This is a genomic window from Telluria sp. ZB4P36 (genome assembly GCF_059685865.1).
Map to the genome: position 1 here is coordinate 65,311 of NZ_JCASIE010000002.1, position 25,088 is coordinate 90,398.

At 66.2% G+C, this 25,088-nt stretch carries 27 protein-coding genes; 9 read left to right on the plus strand and 18 right to left on the minus strand.

Translation table 11 applies throughout. The features are described from left to right. Positions 1-21: 21 nt before the first annotated feature. From AC56LK_RS03110 to queE, 9 genes are all read right to left on the minus strand, one after another. Complete coding sequence (locus AC56LK_RS03110; protein WP_497183106.1) at positions 22-300, minus strand: hypothetical protein; 279 nt, start codon at positions 298-300, stop codon at positions 22-24. Positions 301-341: 41 nt separating this feature from the next. After that, complete coding sequence (nadC, locus tag AC56LK_RS03115) at positions 342-1,223, minus strand: carboxylating nicotinate-nucleotide diphosphorylase (RefSeq protein ID WP_497183107.1); 882 nt, start codon at positions 1,221-1,223, stop codon at positions 342-344. Then, complete coding sequence (gene nadA / locus AC56LK_RS03120; protein WP_497183108.1) at positions 1,220-2,353, minus strand: quinolinate synthase NadA; 1,134 nt, start codon at positions 2,351-2,353, stop codon at positions 1,220-1,222. Before nadA ends, nadC begins: the two co-directional genes overlap by 4 nt. Positions 2,354-2,367: 14 nt before the next feature. After that, a complete protein-coding gene (locus AC56LK_RS03125; RefSeq protein WP_497183109.1) occupies positions 2,368-3,969 on the minus strand; it encodes an ABC-F family ATPase in 1,602 nt (533 codons plus the stop codon). Between the two features lie 97 nt (positions 3,970-4,066). Next, positions 4,067-4,996, minus strand: coding sequence for a muramoyltetrapeptide carboxypeptidase (gene ldcA / locus AC56LK_RS03130; protein ID WP_497183110.1), 930 nt, complete (start codon positions 4,994-4,996; stop codon positions 4,067-4,069). Positions 4,997-5,006: 10 nt separating this feature from the next. Then, a complete protein-coding gene (locus AC56LK_RS03135; RefSeq protein ID WP_497183111.1) occupies positions 5,007-5,933 on the minus strand; it encodes an alpha/beta fold hydrolase in 927 nt (308 codons plus the stop codon). 126 nt (positions 5,934-6,059) lie between these two features. Further along, positions 6,060-6,533, minus strand: coding sequence for a tRNA adenosine(34) deaminase TadA (tadA, locus tag AC56LK_RS03140; protein ID WP_497183112.1), 474 nt, complete (start codon positions 6,531-6,533; stop codon positions 6,060-6,062). Then, entirely contained in the window at positions 6,526-6,972 is a 447-nt protein-coding gene (gene queD / locus AC56LK_RS03145; RefSeq protein WP_497183113.1) for a 6-carboxytetrahydropterin synthase QueD, read from the minus strand. The genes tadA and queD overlap by 8 nt, the downstream gene beginning before the upstream one ends. Positions 6,973-6,977: 5 nt before the next feature. Then, entirely contained in the window at positions 6,978-7,613 is a 636-nt protein-coding gene (gene queE / locus AC56LK_RS03150) for a 7-carboxy-7-deazaguanine synthase (protein WP_497183114.1), read from the minus strand. Positions 7,614-7,747: 134 nt separating this feature from the next. Here queE and AC56LK_RS03155 point away from each other — a divergent pair, with 134 nt between their 5' ends. The 3 genes from AC56LK_RS03155 to AC56LK_RS03165 all read left to right on the plus strand — a co-directional run bounded on the left by AC56LK_RS03155 (position 7,748) and on the right by AC56LK_RS03165 (position 12,770). Beyond that, positions 7,748-8,713, plus strand: a complete 966-nt coding sequence (locus tag AC56LK_RS03155) for a sensor histidine kinase (RefSeq protein ID WP_497183115.1) — start codon at positions 7,748-7,750, stop codon at positions 8,711-8,713. Positions 8,714-8,811: 98 nt separating this feature from the next. Continuing rightward, entirely contained in the window at positions 8,812-9,804 is a 993-nt protein-coding gene (locus AC56LK_RS03160) for a sensor domain-containing diguanylate cyclase (protein ID WP_497183116.1), read from the plus strand. Positions 9,805-9,905: 101 nt separating this feature from the next. After that, positions 9,906-12,770, plus strand: a complete 2,865-nt coding sequence (locus tag AC56LK_RS03165; protein ID WP_497183117.1) for a M16 family metallopeptidase — start codon at positions 9,906-9,908, stop codon at positions 12,768-12,770. A 70-nt stretch (positions 12,771-12,840) separates the two neighbouring features. Here AC56LK_RS03165 and AC56LK_RS03170 read toward each other — a convergent pair whose 3' ends face one another. The 5 genes from AC56LK_RS03170 to AC56LK_RS03190 form a co-directional block, all read right to left on the minus strand. Further along, positions 12,841-14,517 carry a general stress protein gene (locus AC56LK_RS03170; protein WP_497183118.1) on the minus strand — a complete coding sequence of 559 codons (1,677 nt, stop codon included), beginning with the start codon at positions 14,515-14,517 and terminating at the stop codon, positions 12,841-12,843. 142 nt (positions 14,518-14,659) lie between these two features. Further along, positions 14,660-15,847 (minus strand): YsnF/AvaK domain-containing protein, encoded by a 1,188-nt coding sequence (locus AC56LK_RS03175; protein WP_497183119.1) that lies wholly within the window; start codon positions 15,845-15,847, stop codon positions 14,660-14,662. Between the two features lie 26 nt (positions 15,848-15,873). Then, complete coding sequence (locus AC56LK_RS03180; RefSeq protein WP_497183120.1) at positions 15,874-16,299, minus strand: DUF2382 domain-containing protein; 426 nt, start codon at positions 16,297-16,299, stop codon at positions 15,874-15,876. 120 nt (positions 16,300-16,419) lie between these two features. Next, a complete protein-coding gene (locus AC56LK_RS03185; RefSeq protein WP_497183121.1) occupies positions 16,420-16,677 on the minus strand; it encodes a hypothetical protein in 258 nt (85 codons plus the stop codon). Positions 16,678-16,698: 21 nt separating this feature from the next. Then, complete coding sequence (locus AC56LK_RS03190) at positions 16,699-17,484, minus strand: DNA/RNA non-specific endonuclease (RefSeq protein ID WP_497183122.1); 786 nt, start codon at positions 17,482-17,484, stop codon at positions 16,699-16,701. Between the two features lie 236 nt (positions 17,485-17,720). Between AC56LK_RS03190 and AC56LK_RS03195 the strand changes: the two genes are divergently transcribed. The 4 genes from AC56LK_RS03195 (at position 17,721) to AC56LK_RS03210 (ending at position 18,921) form a co-directional block, all read left to right on the plus strand. After that, the gene (locus tag AC56LK_RS03195) at positions 17,721-18,053 is read left to right on the plus strand and encodes a hypothetical protein (RefSeq protein WP_497183123.1); all 333 of its coding nucleotides are present in this window, start codon (positions 17,721-17,723) and stop codon (positions 18,051-18,053) included. Continuing rightward, positions 18,053-18,310 (plus strand): DUF5985 family protein, encoded by a 258-nt coding sequence (locus AC56LK_RS03200; protein ID WP_027864053.1) that lies wholly within the window; start codon positions 18,053-18,055, stop codon positions 18,308-18,310. Before AC56LK_RS03195 ends, AC56LK_RS03200 begins: the two co-directional genes overlap by 1 nt. Positions 18,311-18,317: 7 nt before the next feature. Next, on the plus strand, positions 18,318-18,587 hold the full coding sequence (locus AC56LK_RS03205; RefSeq protein WP_497183124.1) for a DUF5985 family protein: 270 nt from the start codon (positions 18,318-18,320) through the stop codon (positions 18,585-18,587). Between the two features lie 67 nt (positions 18,588-18,654). After that, a complete protein-coding gene (locus AC56LK_RS03210) occupies positions 18,655-18,921 on the plus strand; it encodes a hypothetical protein (RefSeq protein WP_497183125.1) in 267 nt (88 codons plus the stop codon). Positions 18,922-18,957: 36 nt separating this feature from the next. Here the strand turns inward: AC56LK_RS03210 and AC56LK_RS03215 are convergent, their stop codons facing one another. Both AC56LK_RS03215 and AC56LK_RS03220 read right to left on the minus strand, forming a co-directional pair. Then, the gene (locus AC56LK_RS03215; protein ID WP_497183126.1) at positions 18,958-19,791 is read right to left on the minus strand and encodes a phytanoyl-CoA dioxygenase family protein; all 834 of its coding nucleotides are present in this window, start codon (positions 19,789-19,791) and stop codon (positions 18,958-18,960) included. A gap of 213 nt (positions 19,792-20,004) precedes the next feature. After that, entirely contained in the window at positions 20,005-20,430 is a 426-nt protein-coding gene (locus tag AC56LK_RS03220; RefSeq protein WP_497183127.1) for an NUDIX hydrolase, read from the minus strand. A gap of 171 nt (positions 20,431-20,601) precedes the next feature. Here AC56LK_RS03220 and AC56LK_RS03225 point away from each other — a divergent pair, with 171 nt between their 5' ends. Together AC56LK_RS03225 and AC56LK_RS03230 are read left to right on the plus strand one after the other, a co-directional pair. Beyond that, positions 20,602-21,654, plus strand: a complete 1,053-nt coding sequence (locus AC56LK_RS03225) for a mechanosensitive ion channel family protein (RefSeq protein WP_497183128.1) — start codon at positions 20,602-20,604, stop codon at positions 21,652-21,654. Positions 21,655-21,836: 182 nt separating this feature from the next. Further along, positions 21,837-22,076, plus strand: a complete 240-nt coding sequence (locus AC56LK_RS03230; protein WP_497183129.1) for a KGG domain-containing protein — start codon at positions 21,837-21,839, stop codon at positions 22,074-22,076. Positions 22,077-22,252: 176 nt separating this feature from the next. Here AC56LK_RS03230 and AC56LK_RS03235 read toward each other — a convergent pair whose 3' ends face one another. Next, complete coding sequence (locus AC56LK_RS03235) at positions 22,253-23,434, minus strand: glycosyltransferase (RefSeq protein WP_497183130.1); 1,182 nt, start codon at positions 23,432-23,434, stop codon at positions 22,253-22,255. Positions 23,435-23,879: 445 nt separating this feature from the next. Then, entirely contained in the window at positions 23,880-25,085 is a 1,206-nt protein-coding gene (locus AC56LK_RS03240) for a hypothetical protein (RefSeq protein ID WP_497183131.1), read from the minus strand. Between the last annotated feature and the right edge of the window lie 3 nt (positions 25,086-25,088).

Below are 25,088 nucleotides of genomic sequence, written 5' to 3' on the forward strand. Positions count from 1 at the left end.
CCCATCCTGCCCAAGGCCGGTTCAGCCCTTGAGCACGTACTTGATGACGATGCCGGCGGTCAGCGCGATGAAAATCACCATCGACAGGCCGCCATGCAGCATCGGCGTCCCGATCGACACTTGCGCCGTGCGCGGATCCATTTCCATCCGCACGGCCTTGCCGAACATGACCGGCCGCAGGAAACCGCGGACCCCGACCAGCACCATGCCGATGCCGAAGCACAGGTCGGCCGTGTTATGGGTGCTCACCCCGTTCGCGAGGGTCGGCAGGCCCAGCAGCAGCCCCAAAGCCAGCCACATGACCCTTGCGCCAGTCGAGATACGCAGCCTGCTCCAGTCCATCATACGGTCCCCACGATGCGCAGCGAGTAGTCGGTCGCGCGCACGTCCTTGGTCAGGCTGCCGATCGAGATTCGGTCGACGCCGGTTTCGGCGATCGCACGCACGGTTTCCAGCTTGATGCCGCCCGAGGCTTCCAGCAGCGCACGGCCGCCGTTCACGCGCACGGCTTCGCGCATCATGTCGAGGTCGAAGTTGTCCAGCAAGACCGACTTGACGCCCGCTGCCAGCGCTTCCTCGAGCTGGGCGATGGTCTCCACCTCGATCTGCACCGGCGCGCCCGAGTCCAGCGCCCCGGCCGCCTGCAGCGCCCGCGTGACGCCGCCGGCGGCGGCGATATGGTTTTCCTTGATCAGGATGCCGTCGTACAGGGCCATGCGCTGGTTCTTGCCGCCGCCGACGCGCACCGCGTACTTCTGGGCCAGGCGCAGGCCAGGCAGGGTCTTGCGGGTGTCGAGGATGGCCGCATTGGTGCCGGCGATCAGGTCCACGTACTTGCGGGTGGCGCTGGCCACGCCAGACAGCAGCTGCATGAAGTTCAGGGCCGCGCGCTCGGCGGTGAGCAGCGAGCGCGGGCAGCCTTCGATGGTGCAGACGGTCGAATCCTTGGCCATGACGTCGCCTTCGGCGTAGTGCCAGTCGATCGCGATGTCCTGGTCGACGGCCAGCATCACGCCCTCGAACCAGGGCGCGCCGCACAGCACGGCCTCTTCGCGCACGATGACGCGGGCCCGCACGCGCGGTTCGACGGGGACCAGCAAGCCGGTCAGGTCGCCGGTGCCGACGTCTTCCAGCAGCGCCGCCAGGATGTTGGCCTCGAAGGCCGCCTGCAGTTTCTCGTCGGACTGGTCTGCGGAAATGAAGGGATTGCGCAGGGTCGTCATGCCGGGCCTACTCCGTTGAACAGGGTGGCGTTCTGCTCGAGCGCACCGCTCGGCAGGGCTTGCGCCTTCTTGGCGGCCGCGAAATCGAGCATGCGGTCGATCGCGCGCTTGGCCTGGCGTCCGATTTCCGGATCGACGTGGACCTCGTTGGCGCCGCTTTCGAGCACTTCGGCCAGGTTCTTGAGGCCGTTCATGGCCATCCAAGGGCAGTGCGCGCAGCTCTTGCAGGTCGCGCTGTTGCCGGCGGTCGGGGCTTCGATGAAGTGCTTGCCCGGCGCGGCGGCGCGCATCTTGTGCAGGATGCCGTTGTCGGTGGCGACGATGAAGGTGGTGGCCGGCAGGTTCACGGCGGCGTTGATCAGCTGGGTGGTCGAGCCGACCACGTCGGCCTGGGCTACCACGTTGGCCGGCGATTCCGGGTGCACCAGCACCTTGGCTTCCGGGTGCTCGGCCTTGAGCAGGTCGAGTTCGATGCCCTTGAATTCGTCGTGCACCAGGCAGGAACCCTGCCACAGCAGCATGTCGGCGCCGGTCTGCTTCTGGATGTAGGCGCCCAGGTGGCGGTCCGGCGCCCACAGGATCTTCTTGCCCTGCTCATGCAGGTGCTTGACGATGTCCAGGCCGATCGACGAGGTCACCATCCAGTCGGCGCGCGCCTTCACGGCGGCGCTGGTGTTGGCGTACACCACCACCGTACGGTCCGGATGCTGGTCGCAGAAGGCGGCGAATTCGTCGGCCGGGCAGCCCAGGTCGAGCGAGCAGGTCGCGTCCAGGTCCGGCATCAGGATGGTCTTTTCCGGGCTCAGGATCTTGGCCGATTCGCCCATGAAGCGCACGCCGGCCACGACCAGGGTCTGGGCCGGGTGGTCACGGCCGAAACGCGCCATTTCCAGCGAATCCGACACGCAGCCGCCGGTTTCCTCGGCCAGGTCCTGCAGGTCGGCGTCCACGTAGTAGTGGGCGACCAGCACCGCATTGCGCTCTTTCAGGAGGCGCTTGATGCGCTCCTTCAGTTCGGCTTTTTCACTGGCCGTCGGGGTGGCGGGCGTGCGCGCCCAGGCCTCGGCCGTGCAGGCCGCGCCGGCCTGGGGCCGGTCGTACTCATAAGTCTTGATCGGTGCGATGATCATGCGGCGCTCTCCTGTCAGTCGATGCCCTGGCTCGTCAGATACTCTTCGTAGTTGCCGCGGAAATCGACGATCTCGTTCTCACGGATCTCGAGGACGCGGGTGGCCAGCGAAGACACGAACTCGCGGTCGTGCGAGACGAAGATCATGGTGCCGGCGTATTTATCAAGAGCAATGTTCAGCGATTCGATCGATTCCATGTCCATGTGGTTGGTCGGCTCGTCGAGCAGCAGCACATTGTGGCGGCCCAGCATCAGCTTGCCGTACATCATGCGGCCCTTTTCGCCACCGGACAGCACCTTCACGGATTTCTTGACTTCGTCGCCGCCGAACAGCAGGCGGCCAAGGATCGAGCGCACGGCCTGGTCGTCGTCGCCTTCCTGGGTCCACTGGCCCATCCAGTCGGTGAGGTTTTCGCCGCCAGCGAATTCTTCGGTCGGATCCTGGGGCATGTAGCCGACGTTGGCGTTCTCGGCCCACTTCACGCGGCCCTGGTCGGCCGCCAGACCGGTGATGTCCTGGCCGCCGATGCAGCGCAGCAGCGTGGTCTTGCCGGCGCCGTTGGCGCCGATGATGGCGATGCGCTCGCCCGCCTCGACCATGATCGAGAAGTTCTTGAACAGCTGGCGCTCGTAGGCTTTCGACAGGCCCTCGGTCTCCACCGCCAGGCGGTGCAGCTTCTTCTCGCCTTCGAAGCGGACGAAGGGATAGGCACGCGAGGACGGCTTGAATTCCTCGATCTTGATCTTGTCGATCATCTTGGCACGCGAAGTCGCCTGGCGCGCCTTGGATTTGTTCGCCGAGAAGCGGCGCACGAAGTCCTGCAGTTCCGCGACCTTTTCCTTGGCCTTGGCATTGTTGGCCAACTGCTGGTTGCGGGCCTGGGTCGAGGCCAGCATGTAGTCGTCGTAGTTGCCCGGATAGACCTTCAGGGTGCCGTAGTCCATGTCGGCCACGTGGGTGCAGACCTGGTTCAGGAAGTGACGATCGTGCGAGATGATGATCATCGTCGAGTTGCGCTGGTTCAGGATGTCTTCCAGCCAGCGGATCGTGTTGATGTCCAGGTTGTTGGTCGGCTCGTCCAGCAGCAGGATGTCCGGGTTCGAGAACAGGGCCTGGGCCAGCAGCACGCGCAGTTTCCAGCCCGGCGCCACGGCGCTCATCGGGCCCTGGTGCAGGTCGCTGGCGATGTCCAGGCCGAGCAGCAGCTCGCCGGCGCGCGCTTCGGCCGAGTAGCCGTCGTATTCGGCGACCTTGCCTTCCAATTCGGCGGCGCGCATGTAGTCTTCGTCGGTCGCCTCCGGATTGGCATAGATGGCGTCGCGTTCCGAGATCGCGTTCCAGAGTTCGGTGTGGCCCATCATGACGACGTCGAGGACGCGCACGTCTTCATAGGCGAACTGGTCCTGGCGCAGCTTGCCCAGGCGCTCGCCCGGGTCGAGGCTGACGTTGCCGGCCGAGGGTTCGAGGTCGCCGCCGAGGATCTTCATGAACGTCGACTTGCCGCAGCCGTTCGCGCCGATCAGGCCGTAACGGTTGCCTTCGCCAAACTTGACGGAGATGTTCTCGAAGAGCGGCTTGGCGCCGAATTGCATCGTGATATTGGCAGTGGATAGCACTAGGAAACCTTTAGAAGCGGAGTTAGCAACGGTGTTGCCGGATAACCCGCGATTTTACCATCGCGGGGGCGCAGGGCGAAATCCGGCCCCGTTTCCTTCAGGCGCTAGTAGCAGCGCGGCGAACGGTCGGGTAGTCCGACAGCTGGAGGCTGAAGCCCTCGGCATGGGACAGCAGCCTGCCCTGGGCGCCGAAGGGGATGGTCACCCGGCGCGGGATGTGGCCGAAGCTCAGGCCCTTGATGACCGGAACCGGCAGCGTGGCGCGCAGGTGGGCCAGCATGGTGTCGAAATCGTAACCATTGTCGTTGGCGCCCAGCGTGTAGCCGGAAAAGTCGCCCAGCACGACCGCGCGCTGGCGTTCGAGCACGCCGGCATGCTGCAACTGCAGCAGCATGCGCTCGACCCGGTAGGGGTGCTCGCCTATGTCTTCGAGATACAGGATGCCGCCGTCGATGCGCGGGAAGTAAGGCGTGCCCAGCAGCGAGGTGATCATCGCCAGGTTGCCGCCCCAGACGGCCCCCTCTTCCTGGATGCCGGGGTTGCCGGCAACGCATTCGGTAATCGTATGCGTCGGCCCCTGCAGGCAGTGCCAGAAGTCGTCCAGCGTGAACCGGACCGGCTCCCTGGCGCCGAAGTCGCCCGCGATCATCGGCCCGGCATAGCTGAGCGCGCCGGTGCGTGCCATCAGGCCCATGTGGATTGCCGTGATGTCGGAAAAGCCGACCACCAGCTTGCCGCTGGCCGCAAGCGCCTCGAAATCGATCTGCGGCAGCAGGCGCGTCGTGCCGTAGCCGCCGCGCAGGGCCATGACGATCTGCACGTCCGGATCGGCGATGGCCGCCTGCAGCTGGGCCAGGCGGCCCCGGTCGGTGCCGCCGAAGCGCTCGTGGATGCTGGCGTGGTCGTAGTAATTGTGGACCAGGCAGCCCTGGTCCTCGAGGCGGGCGATGCCGCGGTCGACCGCGCAGGGGTCGAGTGCCTGGCCCGCCGGGGCGACGATGGCGATGCCGATTTGTTGGGTGATCACTGTTTGACGACTATTGTTTGACAAATAAGCGGGGTGTGGAGTCTGGCAACATCTTACCCCTGGCGTGGGCATCGATCAAGGCGGTGAGCCGCTCGAGCAGCTGCGGCGGGAGATCGTGGCCCATGCCCTCGATGATTTCGAGGCGGGCGCCGGGAATGCGGCTGGCCGTGTCTTCGCCGCAGGCGGGCGGCACCAGCGGGTCGGCGGCGCCGTGGATCACCAGCGACGGGACCGTGATCGTGGACAGCTGGGCGCAGCGGTCGCCGGAGGCGGCGATCGCCATCATCTGACGCGCTACGCCCCCTGGGCAATAGCTGCGGCGTACAGACCGTGCCACGCGCTTGCGCAAGACCTTGTCGGGCGTCGGATAAGAAGGGCTGCCGATCGCCCGCATCAGGGCGACGCCGTGGTCGATGATGCTCTCGATGTCGCCCGGGTCGGCGGGACGGCGCGCCAGCAGCTTGCGAATGCGGTTCTCGGTGCCGGGCAGCCCGCGCCGGCAGCTGCTCGACATGATCGAGGTCAGGCTCAGGATGCGCTGCGGAAAGCGGGCCGCCATGATCTGGCAGATCATGCCGCCCATCGAGACCCCGGCCACGTGGGCGCGCGCCACGCCCAGCGCCGACAGCACGCCGATCGCGTCTTCGGCCATGTCGTCCAGGCGGTAGGGAGCGCGCAGCGGCCAGCCGAGCTTCGATTTGAGCCAGGCCAGCCCCAGGTTGGGCATGCCCGCCTGCTCGAACTTGGTGGACAGGCCGCAGTCGCGGTTGTCGAAACGAATCACGTAGAACCCGAGCTCGACCAGGCCATCGACGAATTCGTCGGGCCAGGCGGTCAGCTGCATGCCGAGGCCGTGCACCAGCAGCAGCGGCGGGGCCTTGGGGTCGCCCGCGGTGTCGAAGGCGATGCGGATTCCATTGGCGTTCAGCGTGGGCATGGCAAGGTGTCGGGCGCGCGGGCGCGCAGCATCGAGCTTACTGGGCATGGGTTGGCTCGCCATCATGGCGGCATGCGGCCAGCATAGCACTTTCGACACTACCGGGGCGCTCGCGCAGGCGTAGGCTTAGTCTGACGGCGGCAATTTGCGCGCGGCAGCGCGGCGCTCAGCGAAAAAGGCCTTGAGCAGGCTGCTCGCCTCCTCGGCCATCACCCCGCCGGTCACCTCGGTATGGTGGTTCAGCCGGTCTTCTTCGAACAGGTTGAGCACCGATCCGGCGGCGCCGGTCTTGGGGTCGACCGCCGCGTACACCACGCGCGCCAGGCGTGCGTGCATCATCGCGCCCGAGCACATGACGCAGGGTTCGAGGGTGACGTAGAGTTCACAGCCCGGCAGGCGGTAGTTGCCGAGTTTCTCGGCGGCCGCGCGCAGCGCGATGATCTCGGCGTGGGCGGTGGGGTCGTGGCGGCCGATCGGCTGGTTATAGCCCACCGCGATCACTTCGCCGTCCTTGACCACCACCGCGCCCACCGGTACCTCGCCCTCGGCCCAGGCCAGGCGCGCCTGGTCCAGGGCCAGCTGCATATACCGTTCAGGCATCGGTGATTTCAGCCCAGCAGTTCGGGGTTTCGTGCAGCACCAGCTTGTGCAGGCGCAGGCCGGTACCGTAGCGGTCGGTGAAGACCGTCTTGAGGAGGTTGAAGGCGACGCGCGCCAGGTTTTCCACCGTCGGGATGCAGTCGATTACCACGGTCTTGTGGTCGGGCAGCGAGGCGAGGAATTCGCGGACCTTGTCATCCTTTTCGTACACGAGGAAGGCATGGTCCCACACGTCAACCAGATGCTGTTTGGCCAGCGTCTTGACGTCCGAGAAATCCATGATCATGCCGTTGTCGGAATTTCCTTCAACATCGATGACTTCGCCGGTCAGGGTGAGCTCGAGGGTGTAGCGGTGGCCGTGCAGGTTGCGGCACTGGCTCTTGTGGTCGGGAATGCGATGGCCGGCATCGAATTCCAGCTTGCGGGTAATGGTCAACATCGGAATCAGGGAATCTGAAGCAGTTTGTGGGTCTGGAGGCTGAGCTTCCACTTGGGATTGCGGCGGCAGGTCTCGATCGCCAGGCGGGTATTCTGCGCGGCGAGCGGGCCGTCCATCGGCTGTACGTAGAAGTTCTCGAAGTCGAGCCCCTCGTAGGCGGCCAGGTCCTGGCCGGCCTGCGGGATGACCACCTTGATCTCGTTGCCCTTCGCGACCACCAGATCGGAACCCATCTTGGGGCTGACGCAGACCCAGTCCACGCCTTCCGGCACCGGCAGGGTGCCGTTGGTCTCGATCGCGATGGTGAAGCCGTGCGCGTGCAGCGCGACGATCAGCGGGCGGTCCAGCTGCAGCAGCGGCTCGCCGCCGGTGAACACGACGTACTTGCTGGCGGCATGGGTCTGCGGCCACAAGCTGTCGATCTCGGCCGCGAGCAGTTCGGGCGTGCGGAACTTGCCCCCGCGCTCGCCGTCGGTACCGACGAAATCGGTATCGCAGAAGGTGCAGACGGCGCTGGCGCGGTCGGCTTCGCGGCCGGTCCACAGGTTGCACCCGGAAAAACGGCAGAACACGGCCGGGCGCCCGGCATGGGCGCCTTCGCCCTGCAGGGTGTAGAAGATCTCTTTGATGCTGTAAGTCACGGTAAACCTCTCGTCAACCTTCCATTATAGCCTGCGCCAGGCCGGCGCGCATGCATTGAGGATGAGCAATATTGCTTATAGGACTCAGGTGTACCTTCGTACGGAATCTTCCGAATGCCTGTCAGAAGGACACCATGAATAAACCTACTAGTTTCCTAGCCTGCATTTCAGGATTTGCCTCGACCTTGCTCGGCCTGGCCGCCGCCGCGCCGACCGCCGCGGCCATGCCGGTCCCCCTGCCCCTGCGCGGCGTCCCGCCCGAGACCGTCGCGGCCGCCCTCGTGACCCTGGCGGCAATCGGCCTGGCGCTCCTGCTGGAGCGCCGCTCGCGGGCGGCGCTGGAACGCAGCCAGGCGCTGGAACAGCAGCTGGATGCCGAGCGCGGCGCCCACGCCGGCGCCGAAGATGCGCTGGCCGGCAGCCATGAGGTGCTGTGCCGCCTGGTGCGCCAGCAGGAAAGCGTGCGCGGGGCGGAGCGCTCCCGGATCGCCCGCGACCTGCACGACGAACTGGGCCATCGCCTGCTGTCGCTGCGGGTCGAACTGGCGCTGCAGCAGGCTGCCATGCGCGGCACCTCGCCCGCCGTGCACGACAAGCTCAGCACCGCGATTGCCAACCTCGACACCGCGATCCGCTCGGTGCGCTCGATCGTGGCCGGCCTGCGTCCGATCGCCAACGGACAAAGCCTGCGCCAGGCGGTCGAACACCACCTGGCCGACTTCGCCCGCCTGCACGGGCTGGACTACCGCTTCGACGGCGGCAGCGACGGCGCCGGCCACGACGGCCGGCGCGCCCAGGAGCTGGATGCCGTGCTGTTCCGCGTCTTGCAGGAATCCCTGTCGAACGTGGCCCGCCATTCCCAGGCCACCATGGTATGCGTCACCCTGGTCGAATCGGCCGGCGAAGCGCTGCTGAAGGTCGAGGACGACGGCATCGGCCCGGCGGCCCTCGATCACCCGGACGCCCTCGGCTGCGGCATCCGCGGCATGCGCGAGCGCACCGAGGCCTTCGGCGGCACCCTGAGCGTCTTGCCGGGCCGGCGCGGGGGAACGGTCGTCAGCGCCGCGCTGCCCCTGGTGCGAACGCCGGCCCCCGCATGAACTTGCTGAAAATCAAGAAGGTCGATCCTGCGCGGTAGCAAAATCGTTTCCTGTCGGCAGCCAATCCGGCTGCCGCACCGGAACCGCAGAGGACGATCATGATCAGCCATTACAGCTCCAGCGCCAGCGCGCCTGCACCGACCGCACTCGTCAAGGACGGGGCATTCGTGGGGCAGCTGGTGGCGTCCCTGTCGATTCCGGTGTTCGTCCTCGACACCGAGGCCAGGGTCATGCTCTGGAACCGCGCCTGCGAACTCCTGACCGGCGTGCCAGCCCACGAAGTATTGGGCACGGGCGACCATTGGCGCAGCTTCTACGAGCACAGGCGCCCTACCCTGGCCGACCTGGTGCTCCAGAACCGGGTCGACGACGTGCGCCGCATCCTGCCGCGCTGCGCCTCGGAAGGCTCGCCGACCAGCCTGTGCATCGAGAGCTGGTTCGACATGCCGCGCGCCGGCCGGCGGCGCTACCTGGCCGCCGATGCCAGTCCGATCTTTGGCGCCGACGGCGAACTGACGGCCGTGGTCGAAACCCTGCGCGACCTCACCGACGAGAAGATGGCCCAGGTGGCGCTCGAGCAGCTGGCCACCCGCGACGGCCTGACCGGGCTGGCCAACCGGCGCTGCTTCGACGACACCCTGCACGCCGAGTGGGCGCGCGCGCAGCGCCAGCAGCAGCCGCTGTCGCTGCTCATGGTCGACGTCGACAACTTCAAGGCCTACAACGATGCCAACGGCCACCTCGGCGGCGACGAATGCCTGAAACGCATCGCGCGGGCGGTGGCGAGCGAGATGCGCGCCAACGACCTGGTGGCGCGCTATGGGGGCGAGGAATTCGCGGTGATCCTGCCGAACCAGTCGCTCAAGGGCGCGGCCATCGTTGCCGAGCGCATCCGCTGCCGGGTCGAACAGCTGCAGCTGCCCTCCACCGCTCCCACCCGCCACGTGACGGTCTCGATCGGCGCCGCCACCGCCATCGCCGGTCCCGACAACCATGCGAGCCAGCTGGTCGCCACCGCCGACGCGGCCCTGTACCGCGCCAAGCACATGGGCCGCAACCGCATCAGCCTGCCCCTGAGCGAAGCGGCCTGAACGACTGGCCGCAAGGCCTGTATGCATGCCTGATTCCGCTGTTCTTTCCTTGTCGAATATTCTATCCTTCGCGGATAGCAATATTCCAAAAAGGAGAGAACGTGTTGAAACTCACCCTGCCGCGGACCGCGCTCGCGGCCCTCGCCCCCGCGGCCCTGCTGGCCTTCGCGCCCGCAGCCGCAGCCGCCCCGGCGGCCAAGGCGACCGGGAGCGCCGACGTCCTGCCCTTCAAGGCGACCGAGAAAACCCTGCCGAACGGCCTGAAGGTGATCGTGGTGCCGACCGGCTTCCCGAGCCTGGTCTCGGTGCACATCCCGGTGCAGACCGGCTCGCGCAACGAAGTCGAGCCGGGCAAGTCGGGCTTCGCCCACTTCTTCGAACACATGATGTTCCGCGGCACGCCGACCTACCCGCCGGAGAAGTACCAGGAAATCATCACCAAGGCAGGCGCACGCCAGAATGCCTACACCAGCGACGACCTGACCAACTACTACACCACCTTCGCCAAGGAAGACCTGGAAACCGTGCTGAAGGTCGAGGCCGACCGCTTCCAGCACCTGTCCTACCCCGTCGAGGCCTTCAAGACCGAGTCGCGCGCCGTGCTGGGCGAATACAACAAGAACAGCGCCAACCCGATGCAGAAGCTGTTCGAGACCCAGCGCGAAGCCGCGTTCTCGACCCACACCTACCGCCACACCACGATGGGCTTCCTGAAGGACATCGAGGACATGCCGAACCAGTACGCGTACTCGAAGGTCTTCTTCGACCGCTGGTACCGTCCGGAACGCACCACCGTCATCATCGCCGGCGACGTCGAACCGGCCAAGGCGGTGGCCATGGTCGAGAAATACTGGGGAGCGTGGAAGCGCGGCAGCTTCAAGTCGAACGTGCCGGTCGAAGCGGCGCCGAAGGGCGCGCAGTACCGCCACGTGGCATGGCAGACCCCGACCCTGCCGCTGGTGACGGTTGCCTTCCGCGCTCCGGCCTTCTCGGAAACCCAAAAGGACCAGGCGGCGCTGTCGATGCTGCTGTCGCTTTCTTTTGGGCGCACCTCGACGCTGTACAAGCGCCTGGTGCAGGACGAGCAGAAAGTCGACCAGCTGTTCGACTTCGTGCCGAACCGGGTCGACCCGACCCTGGCCACGATCGGAGCGCGCGTCAAGAACCCGGCTGACGCGCTCTATGTGCGCGACGCCATCCTGCAGACGGTGGCGAAGCTGCGCGAGGAGCCGGTGACGGCGAGTGCGCTGGCGGACGCCAAGTCCGCCAACAAGTACGGCCTGATCCGCACGCTGGACAATACCGAGGCGATCGCCTCGACCCTGGCTTCCTACGTGCACTTCGACCGCTCGTATGGCACCCTGAACCGCTACTACCGCGTGGTCGACAGCCTGACCCCGGCCGACCTGCTGGCGGCGGCGCGCAAGTACCTGGTGGACGAGTCGATGGTGGTCACTACCCTGTCCCATGAAGCCCTGCCGGCGGCCATCGCTACCCTGCCCAAGCTGGCGGAGCTTGCTCCGAAGGCCGGCGAGGCGACATTCGACGTGCTGGTGCAGAAGTCGGCCCTGCCGCAGATCCGCTTCAAGCTGCTGTTCGCCGCCGGCTCGGCCCACGACCCCAAGGGCAAGGAGGGCCTGGCGGCGCTGACCGCGGCGATGGTCGCATCGAGCGGGTCGCGCGAGCGCAAGATCGATGAAGTCACCAAGGCCCTGTTTCCGCTGGCCGGCAGCTTCAGCGAGCAGACCGACAAGGAGATGACCACCTTCACGGGCTCGACCCACAAGGATAATTGGAACCAGTACCTCGGCATCGCCCTGCCGCTGCTGGTGGACCCGGGCTTTCGCGAAGAAGACTTCCGGCGCCTGAAGGATGCCCAGAAGAACGCGCTGAATCTCGACCTGAAGGACAACAACGAGGAAGAGTTCGGCAAAGAAAGGCTGCAGGCAAACGTCTTCGCCGGGACGCCTTATGGCCACCCGGTCCTGGGCACGGCCAAGGGGATCGACGCGATCACCCTGGACGACGTGAAGAACTTCTATCGCCAGGCCTATCGTCAGGGCGCGGTGCGGGTCGGCATCTCGGGCGACGTCTCGGAGGCGATGGTCGCCTCGCTCAAGACCGCACTGGCGCGCCTGCCTGGCGGTATGGGCTTGCCGGCCACGCCCGCCATCCGCGGCCGCATGCCGAACGGCCTGGACGTCGAGATCATCGAGAAGAACACGCGCGCGACCGCGATCTCCTTCGGCCTGCCGCTGGAAGTCACCCGCTCGCATCCGGACTTCCCGGCCCTGTGGATGGCCAAGACCTGGCTCGGCGAGCACCGCGCCTCGAGCGCGCGCCTGTACCAGCGCATCCGCGAGGAACGCGGCATGAACTATGGCGACTATGCCTATATCGAAGCCTTCCCGCGCGGGATGTTCCAGTTCTTCCCGAACCCGAACCTGGGCCGCAAGGCGCAGCTGTTCGAAGTCTGGATCCGTCCGGTGGCGCCGCAGAACGGCCACTTCGCGCTGCGCGCCGCCCTGTTCGAGCTCGACAAACTGATCGCGAACGGCCTGTCCCAGCAGGATTTCGAGACCACCCGCGGCTACCTGATGAAGAACGTGTTCGTCATGACGGCCACCCAGGACCAGCAACTGGGTTATGCGCTCGATTCCCAGTGGTACCGCACGCCGGAATTCACGCGCATGATGCGCGAGGGCCTGGCCAAGCTGACGGTGGCGGACGTGAATGCGGCGATCCGCAAGCACCTGTCGAGCAAGAGCCTGTCGGTGGTCATCATTACCAAGGATGCGGCCGGCTTGAAGGAAAAACTGGTGAGCGATGCGTTCTCGCCGATCAGCTACGACGCGCAGAAGCCGCAGGCGCTGCTGGATGAAGACCGGCAGATAGGGTCGATGAAGCTGGGGATTCGTCCCGAAGCGGTGAAGATCACGCCGGCGGTGCAGGCGTTTGCGGAGTGAGCTGCTCACTGTGTAAGTGAAATCGGCGCCCGAGGGCGCCGATTTTTTTCAGCTGGCTGCTGCGCCGGGATCAGGAGGTCATCCGATCCCACCCATGCCGCACCGCCGACTTCATCTTCTCCCAGGTCGACTGCCCGCCGCTGCCGTAGCGGCTGTCCCAGTCGGTCCGCAGCTCATTTTCCACCTCGCCCCACTGGCGTCCCCGGTACTTCTCGTTGCGTGCCATCTCGGAGCCGTAGCTGTAGGCCGGCTTGTAGTCGTCGTAGCTGCCGGCGTCGGTGGCCGTGCTGTAGGTGGCGTTCCAGTGGCTGCGGTAGGCGCGGTCGTCGTCGTCATCGTCGGTCATGCGGTCCCAGCCATGACGGACGGCGGCCTTCATCCGGTCCCAGGCGCCGATCGAGGTGTCGCCGTGGGTCGCGGTGCTGATGCGCGAGTCCCAGCCCCTGCGCATGTCGCCCTCGATGTCGTCCCACGGGCGGTTACGGTAGAGCTCGCTCTTGCGCATCTCGGAACCATAGGAATAGGCCGGCTTGACGCTGTCGTAGTCGATGTCCGAGCTGCTCAGGTGCTGGTCGTAGTGGCTGCGGTAATAGCTGTCATCGTCGCGGTCCAGTGTCATGCGGTCCCAGCCGCGGCGAACCGCCGCCTTCATCCGGTCCCAGGTGTCGCCTGCGGTATTCCCGTTGCGTGTGCTCCAGTCGCTGCGCAGCTCGTTTTCCACTTCGTCCCACTTGCGGCCACGGTACTTGTCGCTGCGCGCCATGTCCGACCCATAGGCATAGGCCGGCTTGACGCGCTCGTAGTCCTCGCCACTGTAGTTCGCGAGGAAGTGGTTGCGGTAGTAATCGTCATCGTCGCCAAGGAAGCTGCTGCCGGTAGCCAGGCTGCTGCTCCCGGATGGCGAGTAGATGCGCGACTTGCCGCGCTGCGTCTCGACCTGGCGCATGCCGCCGGACGAGGAACCGCCCATGGCGGCATCGCGCTGCATCGATGCGCCGGCGCCGCCCTGGATCGCCGAACCTTCCAGCGCGGAGCCTTGCAGGGTGCCGCCCTGCCCGCCCGAGCTGCGGATGCCGCGGTCGTTCTGGGTGCCCTCGAGCGACGAGCCCTGTACCGAGTTTTCCTGCAGCGTCGAGCCCTGCAGCGAGGTGCCGCCGGTCGCGCTCAGGCCGCTCTGGCCCTGCGGCTCCTGGTAGGTGGTGCCCATCGGCTCGGCCTGATGCAGCGACTGCTGCTGGAAGATCTTGCGGTCGCCCGGGTTGTCGAGCTGCTGGTTGACGCCGCTGCCGGACTGCATCGACATGCCGCTGTTCTGCTGCAAGCCGCCGGCGCCGCTCATGCGCACCGATTCCGAGATACTGATATCGCTGCCGGAGGCCTGCTCGTCGATGTCGGTCGGACCGTAGCGCTCGACGATGTCGGCCGCGCGCTCGACCTCGGGCAGCGATTCGGCGCGCACCGTCAGGACGTGGTGGCCGCGCGTCACCGCGCCTTCGTACCTGCTGGCGTGCTCGCTGTTGTCCGCACCGAAGAGGTCGATGAAGAAGTGCTTGATCGAAGCGCCGATGCCGGTGTCGTGGTCGTCGGCCGGGGTATCGCTGCGGCCGGTGACGCTGTCGGTCATGCCGGTCGGATCGGAGTTGGAGAGCTTGACCTCGTCGCGCGAGAAGCCCGAAGACGTCAACTCGTTCATTGCGTTCTGTGCGTCGGTCCGGTTGTCGAACACGGCTACAAGAGTATGTTGCATGGTCGTTCCTCCGTTAGGGTGAGTGGCGGCGCGCTTGGCACGGGACCAGATTACTCCAATCGCGGCAGTACGCGCGCGCGGCTGCCCGGACAATAAAAGCGGCGCCCGCAGGCGCCGTTCGGACCGGCCGCGCGGGCCCGCGTCAGTAGCTGCGGCCGCTCGGGGTGTCACCCGTCATGCGGTCCCAGCCGTGACGAACCGCGGCCTTCATCTTTTCCCAGGTCGACGCTCCGCCGCTGCCGTAGCGGGTATCCCAGTCGGAGCGCAGGTCGGATTCGACTTCGTCCCACTGGCGCCCGGTGTAGCGGCCGCTGCTGGCCATCTGCGAGCCGTAGCTGTATGCCGGGGCATACTCGTCGTACGATCCGCCCGACGCGCCGTAGGTGGTATTGAAGTGGTTGCGGTAGTAGCTGTCGTCGTCGCGCAGGTCGGAGCGCCCCGTGCTGCCGTCCAGGCGCTGCACGTCGACTTCGGTGTGGCGCACGGTGTCCTGGATCTGCTGCTGGCGCTCGTTGACCTGCTTGCCGACCGTGACCTCCTCGACGATGCGGGCGGACTTCTCGACCACCGCTTCCTCGGCCGTTTCACGCATCTCGATGGTCTGCTCCTTGAAGGCGGTGGCGTCCGCCGCGCCGATCGGCCGGTCCACAGGACGGCGCTGCACGTCCACGTGTTCCTCGCGCAGGCTGACGCTCTCGTTGACCGGCGTTTCGACCACGCGCGAATAGATGCGCACGCCGCCGCGCTGGACTTCGCGCTTGCCGACCCTGAGCTGCTCCTCGACCACCGGGATCGACTGGGTGCTGCCGGTGCGGCCGGTTTCCATCGCGGTGTCGCGCTGCAGCGAGGAGCCGGTCAGGCTGCCCTGTTGCTTGGTCGAGGCCGACTGTGCCGAGGTCGAATACGACTGCATGCCGCTCTGGCTGCCCGACAGCAGGGCGCCGCTCGAGCCCATCTTGCCGACGTTGTCCGAGTGCTCGTCGATGTCCACCGGGCCGAAGCGCTCGACGATGTCGGCGGCGCGCTCGACTTCGGGCAGCGTATCGGCGGTCAGGGTCACGACGTGCTTGCCGCTCGACATGGCGCCCTCGTAGCGGTTCACCCGGGAGGTGTCGTCGTCATCGCTGAACAGGTCGCTGAAGAAGTTCTTGATGCTGCTGCCGATCCCGGTGTCGGAGCCCGTGGTGGTCGTGGTGCCGGCGGCCATGCCGGTCGTGCTGTCGCCGGACATCCGTACATCCTGGCGCGAGAAGCCTGAAGCGAGCAGTTCATCCATCGCGCCCTGTGCATCGGCGCGGTTGTCGAATACAGCTACCAGAGTATGTTGCATGGTCGATCCTCCGTCATGGTGGTGAGTCAGGGTGTCGGCGCATTGCCGCCCTCGTCGAAACGCTCGACGTCGACCTGCTCGGACTTGAGCGGGACGGTGTCCTGGTAGCGTTCTTCGTGGCGGGTGCGGGTGATGTGCAGTTCTTCCTTGATGCGCAGGCGGCGTTCGACCACCAGCACTTCTTCGAGGACCGGCACCACCAGCGTGTCGCCTTCGTAGCGGGTTGCTGGAGCCTCTTCCAGCGCGACGATCCGGTCTACCGGCACATGCCGCACATCCACCTCGTCGCGCATGAGACGCTCGTCGATGGTGACCGGCTGTTCGGTGACTGTCTTGTGTACCCGGACGCCGCGTCCGGTGTCGACGACGCGGGTACCAACGGCCAACTGCTCCTCGACCACGGGAATGCGCTGGCTTTCCTGCGGCGTGCTGCCGGGGATGGTGCTGGACATTGGCTGGCTCCTCGCGTCGCGGCTATCAAGGGAACCGAGCTTACTCCATGCCTGCTGGGGCCTGCGCACCCTTGACTCTTGGAATAATGAGCGCGCCGGCGGAAGCGGCGGACGGAAGGGTCAGGAGAATGGATTGTCGACGGTCTCGAGGTCGGGCGGCGGCAGGCGCTCCGGCAGTTCGCGCGCTTCCAGCGCGGCGACGATGGCGCCCAGCTGTTCGTGCAGGCGGCGCGCGGCCGTCAGGCCGGCCTGGTCGGCGGTCAGGTCGAGGTCGCCGGAGAGGGTGATGCGGTCGAGCCGGTTCTCCAGCATCAGATTACCGATCTCGAGGACGTCGGCCTCGTTGGCAAAGGGCTTGAACGATTTCTTCGCGGGCATGGCGTCTCCTCGGCTGCTGAATCAATGTCTGGACTTCTTCTGGCGGATCTTCGGCAGCGCCAGCATGCGCTCTTTCTGCTGCCGGCTCAGGGAGGGCAGCAGTTCGATGCCGACGATGCGCTCCAGTTCGGCGACCGGGATCACGTGGATGGGCGCATCGCCCCGGTTCTCGACGAACCAGGCGGCGGCCGCCTTCTGGCGGGGACTGTACACCACCTTGTACAGGTGGCTCGGCACGATCACGTTGCCGACCTTGCGCAGGCTGCTGCCGAGGAAAGCCGGGCCGGTGAGCACGTACAGCGAACCCTCGCGCTTGGCCATCTTGCGCACCGCGCCCTCGATCGGCGCCCAGATGTGGCGGTTGTGATCGCGGTCCTGCGGCACCATGTTCGCCAGCGAGAAGCTCTCGCGCTGGGCGCGCCGGTCCGGCATGTCGCCGTTCGGGGCCAGGTGGCCGCGGTCGAAGCCGCTGCGCGCATAATCGGACAGCTCGGCCCGCTGCGCACGCGGCAGGCGCGGCTCGGCATGGAAGGCGTTGTCGCGGTCGAGTCCCTGGGCCGCCTCCAGCTGGGAGGGCGCCAGGTGTTCGGCCGACCACAGCGCGGTGCGGGTCACGCCCGAATGCATGACGCCGAATTCGCTGTAGCACAGCTCGCGGGTGGCGGCGGCCAGCTTGGGGTTGCGGATCTCGGGGGCGCGGCCGTCGAGGTAATGATCGGGACAGCCGGCTGCCTGCGCGGCGCCGGCGGCCAGCAGCACGCCGGCAAGGGAGACTCGGGCAAGCCGGGCCAGGATGGAACGAAACATGGGTATACGGAGAATCAGGAAGCGTTGCTGCGCATTGTAGCCGAGCACCGTTGAGGAGGGTCAAACCATGCGTGTGAAACATGCGCACGATTGAAAAAGTCCTTTCCGCCGAGAATGAGATAAACTTGCGTCTTTCTCAACAAAAGATTCCTTTTGGGAAACTGCACCCGAAGCGAATGACCCGTCCGCCGATCCCTGAGGACTTGCGCCGTTTTGTCCTGACGAGCGTACCCTCCGTGCCCTTTCTCGAAGCCTTGCTGCTGCTGCGCGCCGATCCCGACCAGCAATGGACCGGCGAGATGCTGGCCGGCCGGCTGTACACCAGCGAGCGCACGGCCCAGGGCCTGCTCGACGAGCTGTGCCGGTCCGGCATGGCCGGTCCCTGCCCGGCGCCGCACGAGCACTGCTACCTGTACACCCCGGCCTCCGACGAATTACGAGAGCGTATCGACCGCCTGGCCGAGATCTATGGACGCCACCTGGTCGACGTTACCAATCTCATCCATTCCACACTTGACCGCAAGGCGCAGCAGTTCGCCGACGCCTTCCGCCTGCGAAAGGATACCTAATGGGCGAACTCATCTATACCTTGTGCATGCTGACCTCGCTGGCCTGTACCTGGCTGCTGTTTGCCAGCTACCGGCGCACGCGTTACCGTCTCCTGTTCTGGAGCGGCCTGTGCTTTGCGGTGATGACCTTCAATAACCTGTTCCTGATTTTCGACAAGATCGTGTTTCCGAATGTCGATTTCATGCCGCTGCGGGTCATCAGCGCGCTGGTGGCCTGCCTGCTGCTGCTGTACGGCCTGATCTACGAGAAGGAGTGATGAGGCGATGATTCAGATGATGTATGGCGCGATCTCGATGGCTTCGCTCACGATCGCCCTGTTCTTCCTGCGCTTCTGGCGCAATACGGGCGACCGCTTCTTCCTGTACTTCGCGCTGTCCTTCTTCATCGAAGGGCTGCACCGTGTGTATTCGGCCGTCCTGAACGAAGCGGGCGAGGATTCGCCCCTGCACTACCTGATCCGGGTGCTCGCCTACGGCTTGATCGTCTGGGCGATCGTGGAGAAGAACCTGCCGCGCAAGGACCGCGGCGACTAGCGTGCGCCCCCGCCTCCGGACGGGGCGTAATAATGGGGCCATGAAAACCCGCCGACAGGAGGACAGCATGGCCCCACCCACCCAGCCAGACCAATCCAAGTCCCAGCCGAACCCGGTCGCGGGCGGCGGCCAGGACCAGCGTTCGGACAACCTGCTTCCCGGCGAGGAAGGCGCGGAAGACGGCCGCTTCGACGTGGCCGAGGAAGTCAGCCTCGACCAGCATTCGGACGAAGCGCGCCGGGTCGGCCAGATGCCGGCGAACGGCATTGCCGACGCCGTGCCGGATGCGCTCAAGACCCCGGTGCCCTCGCAGGGCGTGCCGGACAAAGGGTAATCCCCCAGGGCCGCCGCCGGCGGCCCTCCCTCTCCTTCAGCCTCCCATCGTGACACCCATCTTCAGGCCTTCGATCGTGTGCGCCTGGCGGATCGGTTCCAGCTGTTCCACGACGCGGCAGGCCAGGTGCTTGCGCACTTGCTCGGGCAAGCCCTCGTAATAGGCGCGCGACAGCTGCAGGTCGTGCTTGATGGCATTGGTCGCGTCGGGGGCGTCGGCGCCCAGCACCAGCACCGGGCGCGACAGGTTCGAGCGGTTGGCGGTGCCGCGGTGGATGGTGAGGGCCGAGCGCGCCGAGATGTCGCCCACCTTCGGCAGCTTGCGCTGGGCCAGCGCCTCGTAGCGCGGGTACAGGGCCTTGTCCGGGAACATCGGATCGCCGTCGAACAGGTCCCACTGGGTGCCCGGGGCGATCTCGAAGGGTCCCATGTCCTCGGTGACGTCGACGGTGGTGAGGTTGAAGGCAAGCGAACTGAGACGCCGGCCCTGCACCGTTTCCGGCGGCGTGGCGAAGTCGCGGTGCCAGGGCTGGTGCATGGCGCCGGGTCCGGGTACGTCGAAGCCGACTTCGACGATGCGGTAGTCCGGCCCCAGCACCGCACTGCATACGGCCATCACCCAGGGATGGCTGGCGATCGTCACGAAGGAGCGCAGGCGCTCCGGGTGCACCTCGACGTAATAGCGGTTGGGCCCGCGGTTGAGGGCGCCGCCCTCGCGCTTGAGCGCTTCCTCGAACAGCATGTCGATGTCGGCGCGCAGTTCCCCGATCAGTTCGCGGCTGAAGGCGCCGCGGCAGGCGATGATGCCGTCTCCGTACAGGCCGCGCATGATGTCGGCCACTTCGTATCCTGCGCTGCTTGCTCTGTCCATGTTCCACTCCTCCAATCTTGCCAACGGCGTCAGGCCGTGCTCGGGAAATACTACTGGCAATTGCCGGAGCGCGGCGCAAGCCTATGGGCGTTGACAGGAAGGCATCGGGACCGTAGATTGACGCCCAGACGACAAAGGATCCATGCATGCTTCCACGCTCCGCCCGCGGGGGCCGGCCTTGACGCCGCCCGGCCACGCCAGCGTCTTGACGTCTCACCAGTCGATCGAGAGCAGCACCTCGCCCATGCGCGGCCAGCACAGGCCGCCCACGTCGCCGCGGGCGGCCCAGCGGTAGCCGTCCATCTCGGGTGTCGGCACGCCGGTCACGTGGTGCGGGAAGGTGGTGCTGCAATGCAGGTGGGCCAGGCTGTCGAGGCCGGGACCCGGCTCCACCATGAACAGGTGCAGGCGCTTGTCGCGCCGGTAGCTGAAAGGGCCGAGCTCGCGGAACCGGGCGGCCTCGAACACCAGTCCGGTCTCTTCCCGCAATTCACGCATTGCCGCTTCCAGCTCGGTCTCGCCGGGGTCGCGCATGCCTTTCGGAATGTCCCATTTCGCGGTGTGGGTCACGTGGCACAGCAGCAGCTCGCGCCGCGGATTGACCACCAGGGTGCCGCACGAGACGGTGTGTTTTGCCATAGTTTGTTGCCAGGAGGCTTGTCGTCGGTCCACTGTATCGGCGAGCCCGAGGGGCTGTCAATTGTGCGCGCCGCAAGCCGCACGCACCGCACACTGTCGCCTCTTGTTGCATGAGCGATGGAGCGGTGGATGGAATTTTTGTTGAACAATAATGACTTGGAAAACTGGACCATGGCAATCGGCGTCTGCCTCGGCGCGACCGCCGCCATGGTCTTCCTGCGCATGATCTTCCTGCGCCGGCTGGGCGATTTGTCGCTGCGCACGGTGACGCGGATCGACGACCTGGTCGTCAAGATGCTGAACCGTACCTACCTGGTGCTGCTGCTGGCGATCGGCGTTTACCTCGGCAGCATCTTCCTGGTCATGCCGGACAGCTGGCGCCTGGTGGTGTCGCGGGTGGCGGTGGCCTCGCTGATCCTGCAGCTCGGCATCTGGGGCGACACCGCCCTGCGCGGCTGGCGCAGCCAGCTGCTGGCCCAGCCGGGCGACGGCGCGCGCAAGGCCTCGAGCACCATCCTGTTCTTCATGCTGCGCCTGGTGGTGTGGACGGTGGCCTTCCTGATGATGCTGGATAACTTCGGTTTCAACATCACCACCCTGGTGGCCAGCCTGGGCATCGGCGGCATCGCCGTCGCGCTGGCGACCCAGAACATCCTCGGCGACCTGTTCGCCTCGCTCTCGATCATGCTCGACAAACCCTTCGAGGTGGGCGATTTCATCATCGTCGGCGACGCACTCGGCGCGGTCGAGTACATCGGCCTGAAGACCACGCGCCTGCGTGGCCTGGGCGGCGAGCAGATCGTGTTCTCCAACGGTGAGTTACTCAGGAGCCGGATCCACAACCACAAGCGCATGCAATCGCGCCGGGTCGCCTTCGTCCTGCGGATCGCCTACGGCACCAGCGAAGCGCAGGTGACGGCGATTCCGGCCATGATCCGCGACATGGTCGGCAGCCGCAGCGACGTCGACTTCGAGCGCGCCCATTTCTTCCGCTATGGCGACTGGTCGCTCGACTTCGAGGTGGTCTACCACTTCAAGAGTCCCGACTACATCCAGCACATGGATGCGCAGCAGGACATCCTGCTCCAGGTCTACCGCGCCTTCCAGCGCGAAGGCATCCAGTTCGCCCACCCGCTGTCGGTGGTGCGGCTCGCCGGCGCCCACGAACCGGTCGGAGGCTGGCCGCCGGCCGGCGCATCCCCGGCCGGGCTGACGAAGCACTGACCCGATGACGCTGCCGTATGCGCCGGAGCGGTCCTACACCGATGGGCCGGACAGTCCTATTCCGTGGCCAAGGCCGGCGGCCTAAGATGAATTCACCTCTTCCGGCAACGGCCCCGCAGGACGCGCGGGGCCAGGCCCGAAAGGGATTCCGACTCACCCTGTCATCGATAAAGGAGATCGTCATGGCATCGAACAACCAGGGAAACAGCAAGCGGGGATTCGCGTCCATGGACCCGCAGCGCCAGCGCGAGATCGCGTCGCAGGGCGGCCGTGCCGCACATGCCTCGGGCAATGCCCACGAGTTCAGCTCCGAGGAAGCGCGCGAGGCGGGCCGCATGAGCCACAAGAATGACGGCAGCCAGCAGAGCGGGAATCGGGGCAACGGCGGTGGCAACAACGGCGGACGCGGCGGCAACCGCTAAGCGCATGCACTGATCCTCACAGGATCGCGACAGCCGGCGGGACGTCCCCGCCGGTTTTTTTGCATCCCCAAATCGTGGAGGCCCAAAAAGAACACGGCGGCGGTATCCCGAAGGATCCGCCGCCGTGCCGTCGCCAGCCAGCGTCCGGTTACCTGGACGACTGGCCGCTTACCCTGTCACGCGGTCTTCGCCACCGGCACCTGGCTGGCCTTGACCGGCATGGCCTTGGCCGCTTCCGGCGTCGCCGACAGGCGCGCGTGGCGGCCCGCGACGGCGCTTTCGATCAGTTCGTGCATGCGCGACGCGGTCAGGTCCCAGGAGGTATTGGCCACGACCTCGCGCATGCGCTTGCCCATGGACTGGCGCTCGCTGTCGCCCAGCGTCAGCTGGCGTTCGCAGGCGGCGATGAACTGCTCCGGGGTTTCGGCGATGGCGACCACGTCCCCATACGGCACCTTGACGTCGGTGATCGGCGTCGACACGGCCGGCAGTTCCGCCGCCATGTACTCGAGCACCTTGGTCGGGCTGATGAACTTGGTCGAGTCGTTGATCGCGAACGGCAGCAGGCAGACGTCCCAGCCGGCCAGGAACTTCGGCAGCTGGTCGTAGGTGCGCTGGCCCATGTAGTGGACGTTTGGCTGCTTCGGCAGCGTGGCCGGGTCGATCTTCACCACCGGGCCGACCAGCACGATCTGCCACTCCGGGTGGGCGTCGGCCATGGCGGACACCAGGTCGACGTCGAAGCGCTCGTCGATCACGCCGTAGAAGCCGAGGCGCGGATGGCCGATGTGGGCCTGGTCCGGGTGCGAGGTGGCGCGGTCCTGGGCCTGGCGGAAGTGCTTGGCGTCGACGCTGCTCGAGAAGCAGTGGGCGTTGGCGTGGCGGTCGCGCTTCGACTGGTACAGGCTGGGGCCGCCGGTGAAGACGACGTCGGCCATGTTGAGCAGCGCGGATTCGCGCTGCAGCAGCTGTTTCGGCGCGTTCTTGAACATCGCCAGCTCGTCCATGCAGTCGTATACGATCTTGGACGGGTTCAGGCCTTGCAGCAGCGGCAGGGCCATCGGGGTGTAGAACCAGACCACCGGCTGGGTGCCTTCCGGCACGAGGTCGGCCAGCAGGGTCTGCAGGGTCGGAATCTGGTCGTCGTGGAAGCCTGGTGCATGGATCGCGGTATGCGGCTGGCAGACCGTGATGTTCGGCGCTACGGCCGTCTTCTTCAGGTAAGCCTGCCCTTCGCTATACACCGGTTCCTCGACAAACACGATATCGTAGTGTTCCGCCAGACGGGTCATCAGGTGCTGTGGACGCTGGAAAACAAAGTCCCAGCGCAGGTGGCAAAACACGATCAAGGTCGGCATATTCGGTTCCTTTCGCCTTCGTGGCGCTATTTTGTTGGCAAAGCCTGGCAGTTCTTCTCTCTGTGCCAGTCCCCGGCGGCACGCAACGCGGCACCGGACCCCGGAATCGTAACATGCAAAATTTCCAATATTTTCATTTATGCATTGCAACGTTGATAATTGGAAATATTGCAAGCAGATGTTACAAGCCGGTTCATAGGGGAGACCCTACTGCCGAGCGCACTCATGTAGGGCGCTTCCTACATCCAGACAGGAAAATCCACTACGAGAAGTCGCCGCAGTTTTAACCGTGCACGGGCGTGCACGACGCTGCCAAGCCTGCCTTTGGCCGTTTTTCATTCGGGAAAAGCTGTAGCGCACGGCCTCCGGCAGACGCGAATTGCCTTGTCGCCTAGCAGAAAGGCGGCGCCTCCGCCTGCCGCCAAGACCTTGATCTAGGACTGATTCAGCCCGGCTGATAGGCTTCGGCGCCCTCGGCGTGCCCGTCCTCGCTGAAGCCGGTCGCCACCGATACGCCTTCCAGGCCGAGCGAGAGCAGCGCATCGCACAGGTTGTCGATCTCGGCGCCCAGGTCGGCGGCCAGGTCGACCGGAGAATCGACGCTGCCCCAGGGCGTGCCGCCGTCCAGGGCGTACAGGTTGATGCGCAGGATGATGTGCTCGCCCACGTCGAGCGGCGCGACCGCCGCATGCACCTGGTCGGCTTCCAGGTCCCTGGCGACCAGGGTGCGCGCCACCTCGGACAGGATGCCAAGGGTGCTCAGCTCGGCGACGCCCTGCTCCTTGGCGCCGTAGAACAGGTCCTGGTACAGGAAGTCGACGTGGATGCCCTCGGGGTCGGCCGCCAGCAGGCGCCGTACCAGCGGCGCCACCTCGAAGGTCCAGGCGCGGTAGCGCTCCTCGCGCGCGCCGTACCAGGCGTCGGCGCCGGCTTCGTCCGCCGGCACCGCATAGAAGGGATCGTCGAGGCGCTTGAGCGAGAAGCCGAGCAGGAAGCGCAGTTCCAGCGCCGACTCGTCCGGCGCGAAGCGCTCGCCGGTCCAGCCGCGGATGCTGGCCTCGATGGTCGGCGCCGGCTGCAGCTTCTTCTCGAGCAGCGATGCGGCGGCCTCGCGCAGCATCTCCTGCAGCCTGGAAAACGCGATGTGGTCGATCTCGGCCAGGTCGTAGGCATGCTGGACCAGCACCAGCTTCGCGCCGGCGCCCTCGAGCCCGGCCGGCTGGAAACTGGCGGCAAGCGCCTCGAAGGCCTCGGCATCCTGGAAGGCTTCCACGGCCTGCAGGCCGCCGCGGCTGCGCACGAACAGCGGGATCAGGAAGGCGTCGATTTCGTATTCGCCATCGTCGCGGCGCAGGCGCAGGTTGGCGGCTTCTTCCTCGATGCGGCCGCGCAGCAGGCGGCAGGCCTCGGGGTCGGTATAGCGCGCCACCTCGATCGCCTCGTACAGCGCTTCGTCGCGCTTCTTGCGCAGCAGCTTGCGCACCGCGCCCAGCAGCTCTTCCTCGCGCTCGTCGGCGCTGCCGAAGCCGGGCGCTTCCTCGCGCTCGGCGATGGCCAGGGCCAGGTCGGCCAGCTCCTGGGCCACGGCACTGTTGTCCGGTTCGCGCGGATTGTTGGAGGTACGGGGCAGCGGACGCTTATTCTTCGGCATGAC